Origin of the sequence: Herbaspirillum robiniae, from assembly GCF_002213415.1 — a bacterium.
Taxonomy (GTDB): Bacteria; Pseudomonadota; Gammaproteobacteria; order Burkholderiales; family Burkholderiaceae_D; genus Herbaspirillum; species Herbaspirillum robiniae.
On the sequence record NZ_NJGU01000018.1, the window covers coordinates 23,515 to 42,915 of the forward strand.

Here is a 19,401-nt window from a genome sequence, read left to right on the forward strand (position 1 = left end):
AATCTTTAAGTTGAAAACTGCTTGACTTTTGGATTTTTACCGAGAAGAATGGAATTCATTGATTAGTAGTTACTGCTTGTCAATGCTGAAGAGATGTAAAGGGGGCACGGTTTAAGGGGGGCTGCGTGACGCGCGATGCTTCTTGCTTTAACGGCTCGTGTGATAGTTTAAAATTTGAAAGATGCTTTTATGGCAACAGGTACTGTTAAGTGGTTCAACGATTCCAAAGGCTTTGGCTTTATCACTCCGGATGACGGCGGTGAGGATTTGTTTGCGCACTTCTCCGCAATCCAGATGAACGGCTTCAAGACCCTGAAAGAAGGTCAAAAAGTCCAGTTTGACGTCACGCAAGGCCCCAAGGGCAAGCAAGCTTCGAACATCCAGCAAGGCTAATTGGCCCTGCTGCTGAAAAGCCCCGCATTGCGGGGCTTTTTTCATTTCAGCGGCGCTTTCGGCGGCGGCATGATGCGCGCCCTTCCCCGATGGAGACCACCTCCCCCTGCGGGAAATGCGCAGCGCAACAAAAAACCGCGCATCGCCCGGCTTTTTGCTTTGCAGAAAACTTCCTGCCCTCACATGTTCTCGATCATCACGTCGCCGAATCCCGAGCACGACACCTGGGTCGCGCCCTCCAGCAGGCGGGCGAAGTCGTAGGTCACGCGCTTGGACGAGACCGACTTCTGCATCGCATCGATGATCAGGTCGGCGGCTTCGATCCAGCCCATGTGGCGCAGCATCATTTCGGCCGACAGGATGATCGAGCCCGGATTGACGTAGTCCTTGCCGGCGTACTTGGGTGCGGTGCCGTGGGTCGCCTCGAACATCGCGACCGAATCCGACATGTTGGCGCCCGGCGCGATGCCGATGCCGCCCACCTGCGCCGCCACGGCGTCGGAGATGTAGTCGCCGTTCAGGTTCAGCGTGGCGATCACGCTGTATTCGGCCGGACGCATCAGCACCTGCAGGAAGAAGGCGTCGGTGATGGCGTCCTTGATCAGGATCTGGCGACCGGTCTTGGGATTCTTCAGGCGCATCCACGGACCGTCGTCGATCAGCTCGGCGCCGAACTCGCGCGCCGCCAGCGCGTAGCCCCAGTCGCGGAAGGCGCCTTCGGTGAACTTCATGATGTTGCCCTTGTGGACCAGCGTCACCGAGGGCTTGTCATGGTCGATCGCGTACTGGATCGCCTGGCGCACCAAGCGCTCGGTGCCCTCGCGCGACACCGGCTTGATGCCCAGGGCCGAGGTCTCGGGGAAACGCAGCTTCTTGACGCCCATTTCCTTGGTCAGGAAATCGATCACCTTGCCCACTTCCGGCGAACCGGCCTGCCATTCGATGCCGGCGTAGATGTCTTCCGAGTTTTCGCGGAAGACCACCATGTCGGTCTTTTCGGGCTCACGCAGCGGCGAGGGAACGCCCTTGAAGTAGCGCACCGGGCGCAGGCACACATACAGGTCCAGGTGCTGGCGCAAGGTGACGTTGAGCGAACGGATGCCGCCGCCCACCGGCGTGGTCAGCGGTCCCTTGATCGAGACCAGGTAATCCTTCACCACTTCCAGCGTCTCGTCCGGCATCCACACATTCGGGCCGTAGACCTTGGTCGCCTTCTCGCCGGCGTAGATTTCCATCCAGTGGATCTTGCGCTCGCCGCCGTAGGCCTTCTCCACTGCGGCGTCGACCACCTTCAGCATCACCGGCGTGACGTCCACGCCGATGCCGTCGCCCAGGATGTAGGGAATGATCGGGTTGGTGGGGACGTTCAGGGTGTGATCGGCGTTGGCGGTGATCTTCCGTCCTTCGGCTGGCACTTGGATATGTTGGTACGACATCGTGGTCTCCGGCGATTGGGCAATATTGCTGACAAGCGGGGAATTTTAAGAGATTTCGCGAAGGTGAGCAGAAAGAATGCGCGGCGCGGCCAGCGGACACGGCCAATTTCACCCTGGATGCCCGGCAATGCGCCGCGATTTTGCCCCGATCTATGCGAGGATTTTACGTAAGCCCCTGATTTTGCGACACTAGCGCATGCCTCTCATCTTATTCAACAAGCCCTTCCAGGTCATGAGCCAGTTCTCGGCCCATGCCGAGCGCGAGACGCTCTCCGACTACATCGATATCCCCAACGTCTATCCCGCCGGCCGCCTCGACGCCGACAGCGAGGGCCTGCTGCTGCTCACCGACGACGGCAAGCTGCAGCACGAGATCAGCCACCCGCGCCGCAAGCAGCCCAAGACCTACCTGGCGCAGGTGGAAGGCAGCGCCTCGCTGCCGGCGCTGCAGCAGCTGCGCGACCCGCTGGACCTGGGCGACTTCGTCACGCAGGGCAGCCAGGCCAGGCTGATCCAGGAGCCCGAATGGATGTGGCCGCGCAATCCGCCCATCCGCGAGCGCAAGAACCAGCCGACCAGCTGGATCGCACTGACCATCAGCGAAGGCAAGAACCGCCAAGTGCGTCGCATGACCGCCGCTGTGGGCCTGCCGACGCTCAGGCTGGTGCGCATCGCCATCGGCCCGTTTTCCCTGGCCACGCATCCGGTGCTGCCGGGCGAATGGCGGGAGGTGGATCCCGCAGAACTGGAAAAATGAACGACACGGCGGGAATGATTGACAGAACGACATCATCAATTTGATCCAGCCGTTCAAATACTCACAAAAAAGATGATGAAGCCTGTCAACCTCCGACCATGGCTGCCGTTATTGTCAGTGATTCGCACGAATCATCGTTTGCCTCACATCCCTAACATGTTGAATTGAAGGACGCAAAATGAAAAAATTGATCGCCGCTCTGATCGCTGGTCTGTTCGCTACTGCCGCTTTCGCACAAGCTCCGGCCGCTCCGGAAGCTCCGAAGGCAGAAGCCGCTGCTCCGAAGGCAAAGAAGGCCAAGAAGGCCAAGAAAGCCAAGAAGGCAAAGAAGGCAGCTGAAGCTAAGTAATTAGCGTCCGCGCAATTCTAAAAAAGGCAGGCTAGTCCTGCCTTTTTTCATTTCCGCAGCAAAAAACGCCCGCGCCGCCGGGCCCGACTGCCGGTGAGGCCACTGCACCTGCCTGTCGGATCGCTATAATCCTGCTGTCCCGCATTTCCCGGATTGACCAAAAACAAACATCGATCATGCGCCAACCCATTCTTTCCCGCCTTTGCCTCAACACCGCCGCCGCCCTGCTGGCCGCCGCCTGCGCCACCAGCGCGATCGCGCAGACCCCGCAAGTGCGCCACTTCCCGACCACCCAGCTCAACATCGGCATCCACCTGATCAAGGCCGAGGTCGCGCAGACCGAGGCCGAGCGCGAACAGGGCCTGATGTTCCGCGAGAAGATGGGGGATAACGAAGGCATGCTGTTCCTGTTCGGCGCGCCGGCCGGGGTATGCATGTGGATGAAGAACACGCTGATTCCGCTGTCGGTCGCCTTCATGGACGAGAAGGGCGTGATCATCAACATCGAGGAAATGAAGGAGCAGACGCTGGATTCGCACTGCGCCAAGCGCGGCGCGACCTATGCGCTGGAGATGAACAAGGGCTGGTTCAAGCAAAAGAACATCAAGCCGGGCACCAAAATCGACGGCTTGCCCGCCAAATGAGGATGTAGTTCGCCATGCGCGCCGGGTTCAGCCCGGTGTGCGTGACGCCCGGCGACGCAGGACGCCTGTCCGGCCCGCCGAGCTGCGGCCCGCCTACCAGCGACCCGCTTGCCTGATCCACGCGCGCAAATTCATCTGGCGCAGCAAGACAGCGCAGAAATGCAAAAACCCGCCTGTTTCCAGACGGGTTTTCTTGTACTGCGAACCGGGGATCAACCCCGGCCGAAGACCGGCGAATTAGGCAGCCAGGGCCTTCAGGGCAGCAGCCAGACGGCTCTTGTGGCGAGCAGCCTTGTTCTTGTGGATGATCTTCTTGTCGGCGATGCTGTCGATGGTCGACACGGAAGCCTGGAACACGGAGGTTGCAGCAGCCTTGTCGCCGCCGGCGATTGCCTTGCGAACAGCCTTGATTGCGGTGCGCAGGGTCGAACGCTGGCTCGAGTTGTGCGCGTTTTGCTTAACTGCTTGACGTGCACGCTTGCGTGCCTGTGCGGTATTTGCCATGAAATTATCCTAAATCGAGAGTCGTAGTGCGCCGCAAACCCCGGGGACTCGCGATGCCAAATTCTGTAAAGCATCGGATTATATCCATTTTTCCCGAACAGGGCAAATACCTTGCCCGATCGGCCACGAATTCCCCGTCTTCCGTTGCTATCAGGCCAAAAGCCTCCCTTACATCCGGCTGCGGACCCGCTATCGGAACCCCCATCCCGGCAAACGACGACGACCAGGCAAGTCCACAGGCCGCATCCGTTGCAATAAAGAAATTTCATACAAGCACCGAACCGATTCGAAAACAAAGTACTCTACCGCCCCATCCGATGAGCCCGGGCTCATCGGCCGCGAACACCGATTCACCCGCAACGGACGGCCGCCTCCCGGGCCGCGCCGCTATAATGCCGCACCATGAACTTGCATAAAACGCTAGCCGCCATTTCCGGCATGACGATGCTCTCGCGCATCACCGGACTGGTCCGCGAAATCCTGTTTGCCCGCGCCTTCGGCGCCTCTGCCTACACCGACGCCTTCAACATCGCCTTCCGGATTCCCAACCTGTTGCGCCGCCTGTTCGCCGAAGGCGCGTTTTCGCAGGCCTTCGTGCCCATCCTGGCCGAATACAAGAACCAGCGCGGCGCCGAAGAAACCAAGCATCTCGTCGACCATGTCGCCACCGTGCTGATGTGGGTGATGCTGGCGACCTGCGTGGCCGGCATCGTGGCCACGCCCTTCGTGGTCTACTTCATCGCCACCGGCCTGCAATACAACCCGGACGCCTTCCACGCCTCGGTGGTGATGACGCGCATCATGTTCCCCTATATCGGCTTCATGGCGTTCGTGGCGCTGGCCGGCGGCATCCTGAACACCTGGAAGGAGTTCAAGATCCCCGCCTTCACCTCGGTGCTGCTGAACCTGGCCTTCATCGTCGCCTCGCTGTTCGTGGCGCCGTTCATGGAGCAGCCGATCTACGCCATGGCCTTCGCCGTGCTGGTGGGCGGCGTGCTGCAGGTGGCGATCCAGGTGCCGGCGCTGATGAAGATCGGCATGCTGCCGCGCCTGTACTGGAACCCGATGCTGGGCCTCTCCGACGCCGGCGTGAAGCGCGTGCTGCAAAAGATGGGGCCGGCGGTGTTCGCCGTCTCGGCCGCGCAGATCAGCCTGATGATCAATACCAACATCGCCTCCCGTCTGGAACACGGCAGCGTCTCCTGGCTCTCGTACGCCGACCGCCTGATGGAGTTCCCCACTGCGCTGCTGGGCGTGGCGCTGGGCACCATCCTGCTGCCCAGCCTGGCCAACGCGCATGCGGCCAAGGACACCGACGAATACTCGGCCCTGCTCGACTGGGGCCTGCGCCTGACCTTCATGCTGGCCATGCCGGCCGCGGTGGGCCTGGCCACGCTGTCCGAGCCGCTGACGGCCACCCTCTTCCACTATGGCAAATTCGACAACCTGTCGGTGACCATGACCGGCCACGCGCTGGTGGCCTACGGCGTCGGGCTGATCGGCCTGATCATGGTGAAGATCCTGGCGCCCGGCTTCTACGCCAAGCAGGACATCCGCACGCCGGTGATCATCGCCGTGGGCGTGCTGATCGCCACCCAGCTGATGAACAGCCTCTTCGTGCCCATGTTCGCGCATGCCGGCCTGGCGCTGTCGATCGGCCTGGGCGCATGCCTGAACGCCGGTTTCCTGTATTGGGGACTGCGCCGCCGCCAGATCTATGTGCCGCGTCCGGGCTGGGGCCTGTTCCTGGTGCGACTGGCCGGCGCGCTGTTCGTGCTGGCGGGGGTGGCGCTGTGGCTGGGCGGGAAGTTCGACTGGATCGCGTTGCGCGCCCATCCGCTGCTGCGCGTGGGCGCACTCGGACTGGTGATGGCAGTGTGCGGGCTCGCGTATTTCGGGCCGCTGTTCGCGATGGGATTCCGGCTGCGCGAATTCAAGCGCATCGCGCGCCGCTAAGAACCGACGCGGCAACAGGAGCCGAGCAACAGGAGCCGGGCGGCAAGAGCCGAAGAGGTAGAGCATAAACCGTGGCGGCGTGCGCTGCCAGAGCTGCCCGCAGGAAACAACAAGAATTTTTCCTGCGGCGTTTTCATGCGTGACGCCGCCCAAAATATTTTGATAGGATGAACGGCATGACGCTCACCTCCCTCGAATATTTTGCTTCGCTGGTGCGCCAGGACGACTCGATCCCCTTGTTCGAATCGGCCTTGACGCTAGGTCAGGACTTTTATCCCGAGATGGATTTCTCCGAGCAGGAGTTCGAGCTCGACTCTCTCGCGATGAAGCTCCGCCAGCGCCTGCCGGACGATGCATCGCAGATCCAGAAGCTGCGCATGCTCAACCATTTCTTCTTCCAGGAAATGGCCTTCGCCGGCAACATCAACAACTATTACGATCCCGACAACAGCTACCTGCACCGCGTCATCGCGACCCGGCGCGGCATCCCGATTTCGCTGGCGGTGCTCTACATCGAGCTGGCCCAGCAGGTGGGGCTGGACATGAAGGGCGTGTCCTTCCCCGGCCACTTCCTGATGAAGCTGTCGGTGCAGTCGGGCGAGATCGTGCTCGATCCGATGAACGGCTCCAGCCTCTCGCGGGAGGAGCTGGAGGAGCGCCTGGAACCCTATCTCGAGCACCAGCAGGACGAGGATTTCGGCGACGAGCTGCCGCTGGCGGCTTACCTGCGCGCGGCGCACCCGCGCGAGATCCTGGCGCGCATGCTGCGCAACCTCAAGGCCATCTTCATGGAAAGCCAGCGCTGGCAACAGGTGCTGGATGTGCAGGAGCGGCTGGTGATCCTGCTGCCCGAGGAAATCACCGAACGGCGCGATCGCGGGCTGGCCAGCGCCAACCTCGGCCTGGCCCAGGCCGCGCTGGAAGACCTCGAAGCCTACCTGGCGCTGCGCCCGCATGCGGAAGATGCGCAGAACCTGCGCGAGATGCTGCCGGACCTGCGCGAAGCGCTGCGCAAACCCAACTGAGACCGGTGATACGCTGACGCGCCGCCTCGCACATCGCGGGGCGGCGCGTCATTCATTTGCTTATTTGCGCCCGTCGATCTCTTCCCAGCGCTCCAGGCTGGTCAGCAACTCTTCATCGATCTCGGCAAAGCGCTCGTTGAGCTTCACCACTTCATCGGCGTTGCTCTTGTAGAGCTCCGGATCGGCCAGCTTGTCCGAGATGATCTTCTGCTCCGCCTCCAGCTCGGCGATGCGCTTGGGCAGCTCTTCCAGCTCGCGCTGCTCCTTGTAGCTGAGCTTCTTCTTCGGCGCCTGGGGAGCGACGGGCGCCGGGGCCGGCGCGGCCATGGTCGACTCGGCCTTCACCTCGGTCTTCTCGCCCTTCGCCGCCGGCTTGGCCGCCGCGCCCGGCGCGGGACGCACGCGCTCCCAGTCGCTGTAGCCGCCGACATATTCGCGCCACATGCCGTTGCCTTCGGAGGCGATCACCTGGGTCACCACGTTGTCCAGGAACATGCGGTCGTGGCTGACCAGGAACACGGTGCCTTCATACTCTTCCAGCAGTTCCTCCAGCAGCTCGAGGGTGTCGATGTCGAGGTCGTTGGTCGGCTCGTCCAGCACCAGCACGTTGGCCGGCTTGGCGAACAGGCGCGCCAGCAGCAGGCGGTTGCGTTCGCCGCCGGACAGTGTGCGCACCGGCGAGCGGGCGCGCTCGGGCGCGAACAGGAAGTCCGAGAGATAGGTCATCACGTGCTTGCGCTGGCCGTTGATCTCGACCCAGTCGCTGCCCGGCGCGATGGTGTCGGCCAGGCTGGTCTCTTCATTGAGCTGCGCGCGCATCTGGTCGAAGTACGCGACCTGCATCTTGGTGCCCTGCTTGACGATGCCGCTGTCGGGCGCTTCCTCGCCGAGGATGAGCTTGAGCAGCGTGGTCTTGCCGGCGCCGTTCTGGCCGATCAGGCCGACCTTGTCGCCACGCATCAGGATGGACGAGAAATCGCGCACGATGGTCTTAGGGCCGTAGGCCTTGTTGACGTTTTCCAGCTCCGCCACGATCTTGCCCGAGCGCTCGCCGGTACCCACTTCCAGCTTGACCTGGCCTTGCCGGTCGCGCCGTTCGCTGCGCTGCACGCGCAAGGCTTCGAGGCGGCGCACGCGGCCTTCGTCGCGGGTGCGGCGGGCCTGCACGCCCTTGCGGATCCAGACTTCTTCCTGCGCCAGGAATTTGTCGAACTTGGCGTTTTCCACTTCCTCGTTGGCCAGCAGTTCTGCCTTGCGCGCCTGGTAGGTGGTGAAATTGCCCGGGAAGGACAGGATCTTGCCGCGGTCGAGCTCGATGATGCGGGTCGAGACGTTGTCCAGGAAGGAACGATCGTGGGTGATGAACAGGATGCTGCCCTTGAAGTCGCGCAGCAAGCCTTCCAGCCACAGGATGGAGCCGAAATCGAGGTGGTTGGTCGGCTCGTCCAGCAACAGCACGTCGGGGTTGCCGACCAGGCCGCAGGCCAGCGCCACGCGTTTTTTCATGCCGCCGGAGAGCTCGCCGATCTTCGCGTCGCGGTTCAGGTTGAGCTTGTCCAGCGTGGTCTCGACCTTGTTGCCGATCGACCAGGCGTCCGCCGCGTCCAGCACGGTCTGGATCTGGTGCATGCGTTCCAGCAGGGCGTCGTCGTTGTCGCCGCCGAACTGGCCGGTGATGGCTTCATACTCTGCAAGCAGCCCCGGCAGTTCGCCCAGGCCCGAGGCCACCGCATCGAACACGGTCATCTCTTCCGGGAAATGCGGCTCCTGGTCGACATAGGCGATCTTCAGGCCCTGCTGCATCACCAACAGGCCGTCGTCGAGCTTGGAGCGGCCGGCGATGATCTTCAGCAGCGAGGACTTGCCGGTGCCGTTGCGGCCGATCAGGCCGATGCGTTCGCCGGTTTCCAGCGAGAATTCGGCGTGGTCGAGGAGCGCCACGTGGCCGAAGGCCAGTTGCGCGTCGGTAAGGGAAATGACTGCCATAGCGTGATCTGCGTGATGTGCGGCGGCCGGGGCCGCGCGAAGGATGCGTAAAAAGCGCCGGAAAGGCGCGCAAGAGCGGCATTGTACCGACTGCGGCCGGGAAAAGCTTCCGCAACCGCGCCAAAAGCGCCCGGCGCGCCGATTGTTTGCCCGGCGGTATCGAAATGGCGTCGACTTGCCCCGCAAAAGCAGCTCCCGGGGCCGGCCGAAACATCTTTTACATTCTGTTAAGCACTGCCCCGGGCCGCTGCGCCGGGCCGGGCGGCCCGATGCTGTAAGATAGCGCATCCAGATTCCCGCTCAATCCATGCCTCTCATCACATCCCCTGGCCCGCTGCGCCGTCAACGCGGCTTCCTCAATCCCAACATTGCCAAGTTCATCGGACTGTCCATCCTCGGCCTCGCCATCGCCGGCGCGCTGCTGGTGGTCTATGCGCTGATCTTCATCAACCCGCGCCTGCCCTCGCTGGACCTGATCACCGACTACCGGCCCAAGGTGCCGCTGCGCATCTGGTCGGAAGACAAGGTGCTGCTGGGCGAATTCGGCGAGGAAAAGCGCAGCCTGGTCAAGCTGGACGACATTCCGGCCGACATGAAGAATGCCGTGCTGGCGATCGAGGACTACCGCTTCTACCAGCACGGCGGCATCGACTACATCGGCATCGCCCGCGCGCTGGCCGCCGACGTGCTGCGCGGCAGCGCCTCCCAGGGCGCCTCCACCATCACCATGCAGGTGGCGCGCAATGTGTTCCTGACCAAGGAAAAGACCATCTCCCGCAAGCTGTATGAGGTGCTGCTGGCCAACAAGATCGAAAACGCGCTGACCAAGGACCAGATCCTCGAGGTCTACATGAACCAGATCTACCTGGGACAACGCGCCTTCGGCTTCGCCGCCGCCGCCCGCACCTATTTCGGCAAGGACCTCAAGGACGTCACCCTGGCCGAAGCCGCGATGCTGGCCGGCCTGCCCAAGGCGCCCTCGGCCTACAACCCCATCGTCAATCCCAAGCGCGCCCACATCCGCCAGCAATACATCCTGCAGCGCATGCTGGACGTCGGCTTCATCACCCAGGCGCAGTATGACCAGGCCGCCAAGGAAGAACTGAAGGTGCGCGCGCCCGGCAGCCAGTACACCGTGCACGCCGAGTACGTCAATGAAATGGTGCGCCAGATGGTGTACGCGCAGTACAAGGAAGACACCTATACCCAGGGCTTCAACGTCTACACCACCGTCAACGCGGCCGACCAGCAGGCCGCCTATCTGGCCGTGCGCAAGGGCGTGATGGACTACGACCGCCGCCACGGCTACCGCGGCCCGGAAGAGACCGTGGAGCTGCCCTCGAACGCCGAGGAGCGCGCCGCCGCCATCGACGATGTGATGGACGACCATCCCGACAACGACGACATCCTCGCCGCCGTGGTCGTGGCCGCCGGCCCCAAGCAGATCGATGCGGTGCTGCGCTCGGGCGACAAGATCACCATCAAGGGCGATGCGCTGCGCTTCGTGGCCAATGCGCTGTCCGAGAAGGCCAAGAAGGAAGTGCGCATCCAGCCCGGTTCGCTGGTGCGCGTGATGCAGGACGCCAAGCAGAACTGGCAGATCGTGCAGCTGCCGCAGGTGGAAGCGGCGCTGGTGTCGGTGGTGCCGCAGGACGGCTCCATCCGCGCGCTGGTGGGCGGTTTCGACTTCACCCAGAACAACTTCAACCATGTGACGCAGGCATGGCGCCAGCCGGGCTCGACCTTTAAGCCCTTCATCTATTCGGCGGCGCTGGAGAAGGGCTTCGCCCCGGCCTCCATCGTCAACGACGCGCCGGTCTCCTACCCGGCCGGCCCCGGCCAGCCGAACTGGGAACCCAAGGATGATGAAACGCCGGCCGGCCCGATGACGGTGCGCACGGCGCTGCAGAAGTCGGTCAACCTGGTGGCCATCCGCACGCTGGACAACATCGGCGTGCCCTATGCCAAGGACTTCATCACCGCCACCTACGGCTTCGACCCCGACAAGGTGCCGCCCTACCTGCCGATGGCGCTGGGCGCCGGCCAGACCAACCCGCTGCAACTGTCGGCGGCTTACTCGGTGTTTGCCAACGGCGGCTACCGGATCCAGCCCTACCTGATTTCGCGCATCACCGACGCGCGCGGCAAGGAGCTCTCCAAGGCGGATCCGCTGGTGGTCGGCAGCGGCGCGCCGCGCGTGATGGCCGAGCGCAACAGCTACATGATGACCAACCTGCTGAAGTCGGTGGCCCAGCGCGGCACCGGCGCGCGCAGCAACAGCATCGGCCGCACCGACCTGGCCGGCAAGACCGGCACCACCAACGAAGCCTTCGACGGCTGGTTCGCCGGTTACCAGCGCACGCTGGCGACCGTCGTGTGGATGGGTTACGACCAGCCCAAGAGCCTGGGCGGCATGGAATTCGGCGCCCAGCTGGCGCTGCCGATCTGGACCGACTACATGGCCAAGGCCCTGAAGGGCGTGCCGCAGTTCGACCAGCCGGTACCGGACGGCATCCGCTTCATCGACGGCGAGCCGTACTACGACAACTTCACGCCGGAAAACGGCCTGGTCACCAATGTCGGCGTGACGGTGGTGGACGCGATCTCCAACTTCTTCGGATGGACGCCGAGCCAGTCGCCGTCCTCGCCTGCCGGCGGCCAGCCCATGCCCAACGCCCCGGGCACGCAGTCCGGCTCGCCGCCTCCGGCCACGTCCAGCCCGGGCGCACGCGCGCCCAACGAAGCCTCGCGGCGTTTCCTGGAGAGCACGAACCAGGGGCATTGAATCCGCGCATGCGGCAACCCCGGCTGAAATGAAAAAAGCGCAGAAGATATCTTCTGCGCTTTTTTTTATGCTGGCGCCCCCGACACGGATCGAACGTGTGACCTATCCCTTAGGAGGGGATCGCTCTATCCACTGAGCTACGGGGGCAGCAAGGGCGCTATTGTATCCGCTGCGACCGGCCTTGCAAAGCCGAGCGGGCGCGCTGCGGCGGCATCCCTGTTGTTTGCGCGCGGATGTATGGGCCATGTATGGAACGGCGGCGCGGCCGCTTCCACTACAATAGGCGCGTCGCCGGGCTTCGCGGCGGCCCCGGCCCTCCCGAGAAAGGAAGACCCGCTTGAGGTCAGTACCCATCTTGTTTCGCTGGATCCAGCGCCTGCCGGCCGCGTGCAAAGCGCTGGCGCTGCTGGCCGCCTGCTGCGGCTACGGCGGACTTGCACAAGCGGCGCCGCCCACCGTGCCGCCCGGCATGGCCGAACGGGTGGCCGCCTGTACCGCCTGCCATGGCAAGGAAGGCCGCGCCACCGCCGACGGCTATTACCCGCGCATTGCCGGCAAGCCGGAAACCTACCTGTTCAACCAGCTGCAGAATTTCCGCGACGGCCGGCGCCAGTATCCGATGATGAATTATCTGCTGGCCAATCTCTCGGACGACTACCTGCACCAGATCGCCGCCTTCTTCGCCCAGGAACATCCGCCCTATCCGCCGCCGGCGCCGGTCGAGGCCTCAGCCGCCGTGCTCGAGCGCGGCCGCGCGCTGGTGCGCGAAGGCGTCAAGGAACGACGCATCCCGGCCTGCGCCGCCTGCCATGGCGCCGCGCTGACCGGCGTGCAGCCGGCGATCCCCGGCTTGCTCGGCCTGCCGCGCGACTACATCAATGCCCAGCTGGGAGCCTGGCGCAACGGCGTGCGCAAGGCGCGCGCGCCGGACTGCATGGCGTCCATCGCGCATGAATTAACGCCCGAAGACATCAATGCCGCCAGCAGCTGGCTGTCGGCGCAACCGCTGCCCGCCAACGCGGCGCCCGCCCCCACGCCGCAGGCCCAGTTGCCCATGCACTGCGGCAGCATGACGCAAACCGGAGCCGCGCGATGAGGCGCGTGCTGCGAGGCGCATTGGCAGCCATTGTCGCCGCCGTCATCGTGGTTCCCGCCGCGGTGCTGGCATGGCAGGCCTTGCGCCCGGAAGACCCCGGCTCGCCCTCCCCGGTCACGGACCGTGCGCAGCAGGTCCAGCGTGGCCAATACCTCGCCCGCGCCGGCAACTGCATGGCCTGTCATACGATGCGCGGCGGCGCCGCCTACGCCGGCGGCCGGGCGATCGCCACGCCCTACGGCGCCATCTATTCCAGCAACATCACGCCGGACAGGGAAACCGGCATCGGCCGCTGGAGCGCCGACGACTTCTGGCGCGCGCTGCATCACGGACGCTCCCGGGACGGCAGCTTCCTCTACCCGGCCTTCCCTTTCACCAGCTACACCAAACTGACGCGCGACGACACCGACGCGCTGTTCGCCTACCTGCAATCCCTTCCCGCCGTCGGCCGCCCCAACCAGGAGCACGCGCTGCGCTTCCCCTATGACCAGCGCTTCCTGCTGGCGGGCTGGCGCGCGCTGTTCTTCGAACCGGGAGAATTCCGTCCGGACGCCGGACAGAGCGCGCAGTGGAATCGCGGCGCCTACCTGACCCAGGGCATCGGCCATTGCGCGGCCTGCCACAGCGAGCGCAATGCCTTCGGCGCCAGCGTCAATGCGGCGCAGCTGGCCGGCGGCATGGTCCTCGGGCTGGACTGGTACGCGCCGCCGCTCAATTCGCACGCCGACACCGGACTGGGCAAGTGGGACCCGGCGCACCTGCAGGCGCTGCTCAAGACCGGCGTCTCGCCGCACGGCGCGGTCTTCGGTCCGATGGCTGAAGTGGTCGGGCGCAGCCTGCAATATCTGGAAGACGACGACATCGCGGCCATGGCGCTCTATCTGAAATCGCTGCCGGCCGCCGACGCGCACTCTGATTCGCCAGCCCGGCAACCGGAGGCGGCCGAAGCCGAGCGCATCATGACGCAGGGCAAGAAGCTCTACGGAGAACTCTGCGTGGATTGCCATGCCAGCCGCGGCCAGGGCGTCGCCCCGGACTACCCGCCGCTGAACGGCAACCAGGCCGTCAACGGCCCGCTGGCGGTGAATGCGATCCGCGTGGTGCTCAACGGCGGCTTCCCGCCGTCGACCGCGGGCAATCCCTATCCCTTCGGCATGCCGCCGTTCGGCCCCAGGCTTTCCGACCAGGAAGTGGCGGCGGTGGTCTCCTACATCCGCAACAGCTGGGACAACCGCGGGGGATTCGTGTCACCGTCGGACGTCAATCGCTACCGCAGCGTGCCTGCTGAGTAATGTGGCGAGTCGCGTGATGAGCAAGGTGATGAGAGCAGCCGGAACCGCTAGCGCGACGCCGACATAAAAAAAGCGATCCCGGGGATCGCTTTTTTCATGACTGCGCGGTTGCGGCTCAATCCTGCGCTTCCGCGCTCATCCGGTAACCGACGCCGCGCACCGTCTGCACGTAATGCGACAGGTCGCCCAGCGACTTGCGCAGGCGCATGATGTGCACATCCACGGTACGCTCCTCGATGAAGGTGTGGTCGCCCCACACCTTGTCCAGCAGCTGGGCGCGCGAGAAGATGCGGTCCGGATGCGCCACCAGGTAGCGCAGCAGCTTGAACTCGGCCTGGTCCAGCGCCACCGGACGGTTTGCCAGCGACACCTGGCGACGTTCCACGTCGATGCTGATGTCGCCGTACTTCAGCGCCTGGCTGCCGATTTCCGGCGTCTTCCTGCGCAGCAGCGCCTGCACGCGCGCCACCAGTTCCTTGGGCGAGAACGGCTTGGTCACGTAGTCGTCGGCGCCTTCGTTCAGGCCCTTGACCTTGTCTTCCTCCATGCCCTTGGCGGTCAGCATGATGACCGGCAGCGCCGCGGTGCGCTGGTCGCGCCGCAGCTCGGAGAGCAGCGCCAGGCCCGAGCTGTCGGGCAGCATCCAGTCCAGCAGCACGGCATGCGGCAGCGACTCGGCGATCTGCCTGCGCGCCTGCGCGACATCGGTGGCGACGATGGTCGCGAAGCCGGCGCCCTGCATCGTGAAACGCAGGAGCTCGGCAATGGCGGGCTCATCTTCCACCAGCAGGATTTGGGGTAACTCTTTTGACATCGTCCTTCTGTCTGAAAATACGAAACGGCGTTGCGCTCCGGTGCTGTTACAAGACCTTGTCGGCGATGCGCTGGGCCATGCTGCGCGCCAGTTCGGCCTCTTCGGCCTCGACCATCACCCGGATCAGCGGTTCGGTGCCCGACGGACGCAGCAGCACGCGGCCGCGCTCGCCCAGGCTCTCTTCCACCGCGGCCTTCTCGGCCTGCAGCGCGGTATTGGATTTCCAGTCATAGCCGGCCGGGATCTTGACGTTGACCAGCGCCTGCGGGAACAGCTTCAGGTCGGCGGTCATCTGCTCCAGGCTCTGGCCGCTGCGCTTCAAGGCCGAGAGTACCTGCAGCGCCGAGACGATGCCGTCGCCGGTGGTGTGCTTGTCCAGGCACAGCAGGTGGCCCGAGCCTTCGCCGCCCAGCACCCAGCCCTTCTCCTGCAGGACCTCCAGCACGTAGCGGTCGCCCACCTTGGCGCGCTCGAAGCCGACGCCCATCTTCTTGAAGGCGACCTGCAGCGCCATGTTGGTCATCAGCGTGCCGACCGCGCCGGCCACCGGGCCGGTCGCCAGGCGATCCTTCACCATCAGGTACAGCAGCTCGTCGCCATTGTAGACGCGGCCGGTGGCATCGACCATCAGCAGGCGGTCGGCGTCGCCGTCCAGGGCGATGCCCAGGTCGGCGCGGAATTCGCGCACCGACCCGGCCAGCGCCTTGGGCGACGTGGCGCCGCAGTCTTCGTTGATGTTCAGGCCGTCGGGTTGGTTGCCGATGGTGATGACCTCGGCGCCCAGCTCGTGGAACACGTGCGGCGCGATGTTGTAGGCCGCGCCATGCGCGCAGTCCACCACTAGGCGCATGCCGCGCAGGTCAAGGGCGTTGGGGAAGGTGCTCTTGCAGAATTCGATGTAGCGGCCCGGCGCATCCGACAGGCGGCGCGCCTTGCCGAGCTTTTCGGAAGAAACGCAGTCCATCGGCTGCTCCAGGGCGGCCTCGATGTCGGCCTCGACCGAGTCAGGCAGCTTGTTGCCGGTGGCCGAGAAAAACTTGATGCCGTTGTCGTGGAAGGGATTGTGCGATGCCGAGATCACCACGCCCGCGGACAGGCGCAGCGCGCGCGTGAGATAGGCCACGGCAGGCGTCGGCACCGGGCCGGCCAGCCAGACGTCCACGCCGGCGGCGGCAAAACCGGCTTCCAGCGCGGCTTCCAGCATGTAGCCGGAAATCCGGGTGTCCTTGCCGATCAGCACCGTCGGCTTGGCGACGCCATCCCTGGTCTTGGCCAGCACCTTGCCGGCCGCATAGCCCAGGCGCATCACGAAATCGGGGGTGATGGGCGCTACGCCCACGCGGCCGCGCACGCCGTCGGTGCCGAAATATTTTGCTGCCATGGTTTCCCTTTCCTCACTGGTTGCCGCGCCTGGCGGCATCGGTCCCTGAATTGTTCTGGATTGATGCTTGGCGCCGCAAGCTGCGGCGCGATGTTCTTATTGGTTCTCTTCCCGCCCGGCCTGCCACATGTTCAGGGCGTCGACCGTCTCGGCCACATCGTGCACCCGGATGATCATCGCCCCCTGCTGCGCCGCGGCCAGCGCGGCGCCGATGCTGCCGGCCATGCGCTTGTCCAGCGGTTTTCCGGTGACCGCGCCGACCATGGACTTGCGCGACATGCCCGCCAGCAGCGGCAGACCGAGCTCGCGGATCAGGCGCCGGGTGTTCTTCAGCAATGCCAGATTATGCTCTACTGTCTTGCCGAAGCCAAAACCGGGATCGATGCAGATGCGCTCGCGCGCCACGCCGGCCGAGCTCATCAGGCCGACCTGGCGGCGCAGGAAATCCTCCACCTCGGCCACGACGTCGCCGTACTGCGGCTCCTGCTGCATGGTCTGCGGCTCGCCCTGCATGTGCATCACGCACAGCCCGGCCTCGCTGTCCTTCACGGCGTCGATGGCGCCGTCGGCGCGAAAGCCGTTGATGTCGTTGATCATGTCGACCTCGGCCAGCAGCGCCTCGCGCATGACGGCCGGCTTGTAGGTATCCAGCGACAGCGGCTTGCCGCAGTCGCGCAGCGCGTAGATGACCGGCATCACGCGCTCCAGCTCCTGCTCCAGCGACAGGGGCGCGATACCCGGCCGGGTCGACTCGCCGCCGATATCGATGATGTCGACGCCGTCGGCGATCATCTGCTCGGCATGGGAGAGCGCGAATTCCAGGGAGTTGTGGCGGCCGCCGTCGGAGAAGGAATCCGGCGTGACGTTGAGGATACCCATCACCAGGGGGCGCCGGCCTTGCTGGACCGGCAGGCGGAACCTGCCGCATTTCAGGAATGCTTGTGTCATCTTGCTGTTATTGCTCGTCGTGCTGTGTTGCTCAATCCGTAATGTTGCCACTTTTCCCATGGAGCGGGCAGAAAAAAAGGTGAGGATTTCTCCTCACCTTCTTCAATTTGCTCCAGACCGGCCAATCTGGCCGATCAGGCCGGAGCGGTCGCGTTCGGCGAGATGTCGCCCGGACGGTTGTTGTCCGAGGAGGACTTCTTGGCCGGCACGCCGTTGCGCGGCGGACGCGGCTCGTCGCCGTTCATGATGTCGTTGACCTGGTCGGCGTCCAGCGTTTCCCACTCGAGCAGCGCCTTGGCCATCACATCGACCTTGTCGCGGTTCTCTTCCAGCAGCTTGCGCGCCAGTGCGTATTGCTCGTCCAGGATGCTGCGGATTTCCGCATCAACCTTCTGTTGCGTGGCTTCCGACACGGTCTTGGAAGCCATGCGGCCGAAGTAGGCGTCCTGCTCGGAATCCTCGTAGACCATGGTGCCCAGGGTCTCGGACATGCCGTAACGGGTCACCATCGCGCGGGCCAGCTTGGTGGCGCGCTCGAAGTCGTTGGAAGCGCCGGTGGACATCTGGTGCATGAAGATCTCTTCGGCGATACGGCCACCGAACAGGATCGAGATCTCTTCCAGCATCTTGTCCTTGTACATGTTCACGCGGTCGTGCTCAGGCAGCTGCCAGGTCAGGCCCAGCGCATAGCCGCGCGGCATGATGGTGACCTTGTGGACCGGATCGGCCTTGGGCAGCAGCTTGGCGACCACGGCGTGGCCGGACTCGTGGTAGGCGGTGTTGCGGCGTTCTTCTTCGCGCATCACGGCCGACTTGCGTTCCGGGCCCATCACGATCTTGTCCTTGGCGTCTTCGAAGTCCTGCATCTCGACCAGGCGCTTGTTGCGGCGCGCGGCGAACAGGGCGGCCTCGTTGACCAGGTTGGCCAGGTCGGCGCCGGAGAAGCCCGGGGTGCCGCGGGCCAGGATGTCGGCCTTGACGTCGGGAGCGATAGGCACCTTGCGCATGTGGACGTACAGGATCTGTTCGCGGCCGCGGATGTCCGGCAGGCCGACCATCACCTGGCGGTCGAAACGGCCCGGACGCAGCAGCGCCTTGTCCAGCACGTCGGCGCGGTTGGTTGCGGCGATCACGATGACGCCCGAGTTGGCCTCGAAGCCGTCCATCTCGACCAGCATCTGGTTCAGGGTCTGTTCACGTTCGTCGTTGCCGCCGCCCATGCCGGCGCCGCGATGGCGACCGACGGCGTCGATTTCGTCGATGAAGATGATGCAGGGAGCGTGCTTCTTGGCGTTCTCGAACATGTCGCGCACGCGGGATGCGCCCACGCCGACGAACATTTCAACGAAGTCCGAACCGGAGATGGTGAAGAACGGCACCTTGGCTTCGCCCGCGATGGCGCGCGCCAGCAGCGTCTTGCCGGTACCCGGGGGACCGACCATCAGCACGCCGTGGGGAATGCGGCCGCCCAGCTTCTGGAACTTGGTGGGGTCGCGCAGGAACTCGACCAGCTCCTGCACTTCTTCCTTGGCCTCGTCGCAACCGGCGACGTCGGCGAAAGTGACGGAGTTGCTGTTCTCATCGAGCATGCGCGCCTTCGATTTGCCGAAGGAGAATGCGCCGCCCTTGCCGCCGCCCTGCATCTGGCGCATGAAGAAGATCCAGACGCCGATCAGCAACAGCATCGGGAACCAGGAAATGAAGACTTGCGACAGGAAGGATTGCTCTTCCGGCTGCTTGACGTCGAACTTCACGCCGTTGTTGAGCAGGTCGCCGACCAGGCCGCGGTCCAGGTTGGTGGACGCGGTCTTGACCTTGCTGCCGTCCTGCGTGGTGGCGACGATCATCGGGCCTTCAAGGACGGCATCCTTGATGTGGCCGGCTTTCACCTCGGTGATGAAGTCGGAATACGCGATCGACTTGGCATTCGACGCCGTGCTGCGGCTGTCGAACTGTTTGAACACCATAAACAGTACGAGCGCGATGACCACCCAGATGGCGGCCTTGGAAAACATGTTGTTCACTGGAACTCCTC

16 protein-coding genes and 1 tRNA gene are annotated in these 19,401 nt (G+C 64.3%); 9 read left to right on the plus strand and 8 right to left on the minus strand.

Annotated features, from left to right (window positions below; all coding sequences use genetic code 11):
• Window positions 1-189: 189 nt before the first annotated feature.
• Window positions 190-393, plus strand: a complete 204-nt coding sequence (gene cspE, locus CEJ42_RS23320) for a transcription antiterminator/RNA stability regulator CspE (RefSeq protein WP_079215849.1) — start codon at window positions 190-192, stop codon at window positions 391-393.
• A 179-nt stretch (window positions 394-572) separates the two neighbouring features.
• On the opposite strand, the gene icd is transcribed toward cspE, so the two are convergent.
• The gene (gene icd, locus CEJ42_RS23325; RefSeq protein ID WP_079215850.1) at window positions 573-1,829 is read right to left on the minus strand and encodes an NADP-dependent isocitrate dehydrogenase; all 1,257 of its coding nucleotides are present in this window, start codon (window positions 1,827-1,829) and stop codon (window positions 573-575) included.
• A gap of 196 nt (window positions 1,830-2,025) precedes the next feature.
• On the opposite strand from icd, the gene CEJ42_RS23330 reads away from it, so the two are divergent.
• From CEJ42_RS23330 to CEJ42_RS23335, 3 genes are all read left to right on the plus strand, one after another.
• Entirely contained in the window at window positions 2,026-2,586 is a 561-nt protein-coding gene (locus tag CEJ42_RS23330) for a pseudouridine synthase (RefSeq protein WP_079215851.1), read from the plus strand.
• Between the two features lie 178 nt (window positions 2,587-2,764).
• Window positions 2,765-2,935: a hypothetical protein gene (locus CEJ42_RS25105; RefSeq protein WP_006463172.1), complete on the plus strand. Its 171-nt coding sequence runs from the start codon at window positions 2,765-2,767 to the stop codon at window positions 2,933-2,935.
• Window positions 2,936-3,111: 176 nt separating this feature from the next.
• The gene (locus tag CEJ42_RS23335) at window positions 3,112-3,579 is read left to right on the plus strand and encodes a DUF192 domain-containing protein (protein WP_088752722.1); all 468 of its coding nucleotides are present in this window, start codon (window positions 3,112-3,114) and stop codon (window positions 3,577-3,579) included.
• Between the two features lie 237 nt (window positions 3,580-3,816).
• Here the strand turns inward: CEJ42_RS23335 and rpsT are convergent, their stop codons facing one another.
• Entirely contained in the window at window positions 3,817-4,083 is a 267-nt protein-coding gene (rpsT, locus tag CEJ42_RS23340; RefSeq protein ID WP_050468109.1) for a 30S ribosomal protein S20, read from the minus strand.
• A gap of 402 nt (window positions 4,084-4,485) precedes the next feature.
• On the opposite strand from rpsT, the gene murJ reads away from it, so the two are divergent.
• Together murJ and CEJ42_RS23350 are read left to right on the plus strand one after the other, a co-directional pair.
• On the plus strand, window positions 4,486-6,039 hold the full coding sequence (gene murJ, locus CEJ42_RS23345; protein ID WP_079215853.1) for a murein biosynthesis integral membrane protein MurJ: 1,554 nt from the start codon (window positions 4,486-4,488) through the stop codon (window positions 6,037-6,039).
• Between the two features lie 176 nt (window positions 6,040-6,215).
• Window positions 6,216-7,064, plus strand: a complete 849-nt coding sequence (locus CEJ42_RS23350) for a SirB1 family protein (protein ID WP_079219165.1) — start codon at window positions 6,216-6,218, stop codon at window positions 7,062-7,064.
• A gap of 60 nt (window positions 7,065-7,124) precedes the next feature.
• On the opposite strand, the gene CEJ42_RS23355 is transcribed toward CEJ42_RS23350, so the two are convergent.
• Window positions 7,125-9,050: an ATP-binding cassette domain-containing protein gene (locus CEJ42_RS23355; protein ID WP_088752723.1), complete on the minus strand. Its 1,926-nt coding sequence runs from the start codon at window positions 9,048-9,050 to the stop codon at window positions 7,125-7,127.
• A gap of 307 nt (window positions 9,051-9,357) precedes the next feature.
• On the opposite strand from CEJ42_RS23355, the gene CEJ42_RS23360 reads away from it, so the two are divergent.
• Window positions 9,358-11,835 (plus strand): penicillin-binding protein 1A, encoded by a 2,478-nt coding sequence (locus tag CEJ42_RS23360; protein ID WP_088752724.1) that lies wholly within the window; start codon window positions 9,358-9,360, stop codon window positions 11,833-11,835.
• 71 nt (window positions 11,836-11,906) lie between these two features.
• Here the strand turns inward: CEJ42_RS23360 and CEJ42_RS23365 are convergent.
• Window positions 11,907-11,982: transfer RNA gene (locus tag CEJ42_RS23365), tRNA-Arg, on the minus strand.
• A gap of 322 nt (window positions 11,983-12,304) precedes the next feature.
• On the opposite strand from CEJ42_RS23365, the gene CEJ42_RS23370 reads away from it, so the two are divergent.
• Complete coding sequence (locus CEJ42_RS23370; RefSeq protein WP_088752749.1) at window positions 12,305-12,931, plus strand: c-type cytochrome; 627 nt, start codon at window positions 12,305-12,307, stop codon at window positions 12,929-12,931.
• A complete protein-coding gene (locus CEJ42_RS23375; protein WP_088752725.1) occupies window positions 12,928-14,223 on the plus strand; it encodes a c-type cytochrome in 1,296 nt (431 codons plus the stop codon). Before CEJ42_RS23370 ends, CEJ42_RS23375 begins: the two co-directional genes overlap by 4 nt.
• A 115-nt stretch (window positions 14,224-14,338) precedes the next feature.
• Here CEJ42_RS23375 and phoB read toward each other — a convergent pair whose 3' ends face one another.
• The 4 genes from phoB to ftsH all read right to left on the minus strand — a co-directional run bounded on the left by phoB (window position 14,339) and on the right by ftsH (window position 19,390).
• Window positions 14,339-15,037: a phosphate regulon transcriptional regulator PhoB gene (gene phoB, locus CEJ42_RS23380; RefSeq protein ID WP_079215857.1), complete on the minus strand. Its 699-nt coding sequence runs from the start codon at window positions 15,035-15,037 to the stop codon at window positions 14,339-14,341.
• Between the two features lie 46 nt (window positions 15,038-15,083).
• A complete protein-coding gene (gene glmM / locus CEJ42_RS23385) occupies window positions 15,084-16,418 on the minus strand; it encodes a phosphoglucosamine mutase (RefSeq protein ID WP_079215858.1) in 1,335 nt (444 codons plus the stop codon).
• A gap of 96 nt (window positions 16,419-16,514) precedes the next feature.
• Entirely contained in the window at window positions 16,515-17,366 is an 852-nt protein-coding gene (gene folP, locus CEJ42_RS23390) for a dihydropteroate synthase (protein ID WP_088752726.1), read from the minus strand.
• 134 nt (window positions 17,367-17,500) lie between these two features.
• Window positions 17,501-19,390, minus strand: coding sequence for an ATP-dependent zinc metalloprotease FtsH (ftsH, locus tag CEJ42_RS23395; protein WP_079215860.1), 1,890 nt, complete (start codon window positions 19,388-19,390; stop codon window positions 17,501-17,503).
• Between the last annotated feature and the right edge of the window lie 11 nt (window positions 19,391-19,401).